Annotated in this window: 1 protein-coding gene; it reads left to right on the plus strand. The window is 41.4% G+C overall.

Annotated elements, in window-relative coordinates:
* Positions 1–149: 149 nt before the first annotated feature.
* On the plus strand, positions 150–524 hold a 375-nt coding region (locus tag LD39_RS20305; RefSeq protein WP_035552874.1), incomplete at its 3' end, for a cytochrome aa3 quinol oxidase subunit III.

A 524-nucleotide genomic window follows, 5' to 3' on the forward strand; every position in this document is an offset into this window, starting at 1 on the left:
GCAGGGATACTCATGATCATGAGTATCGGCTTTATCTATGGGTGGCTTTGGATGCAGGTGCTCGGAGGAATAGGAGCGGTTGCTTTCTTCGTCATACGCTCACTTACAGACGAGCGAAAGGGAGTCTATCAAAAGGAGGAAGATGAATCATGAAACAGACCTCAGATGTTTTGTTTCAAGATAAACGACTAGGTTTCTTCCTTTATCTTGGTGTTGAGGCTTTTATGTTTGCAACGTTATTTGCTACCTATATTATATTTACTCCAGCTTCTGTGGGCGCAGACCCTTCCGAAGTTTATGAGTTGCGAACGGTTATTTTAACATCCGTATTCCTGCTTTCCAGCAGCGGAACATTGCTTATTGCAGAGAGTGGGCTGGAGGGATGGAATAAGAAAAAGGTATGGATTGGGATAGTGGCTACTTTCCTTTTAGGAGCCACGTTTTTAGTGCTGGAAGTACATGAGTTCTATAAGTACACTCATGAAGGATTTACCATTACTATGAATAATTTTTTATCTTCTTTT

It is taken from the genome of Halobacillus sp. BBL2006, assembly GCF_000786645.1.
Lineage (GTDB): Bacteria > Bacillota > Bacilli > Bacillales > Halobacillaceae > Halobacillus.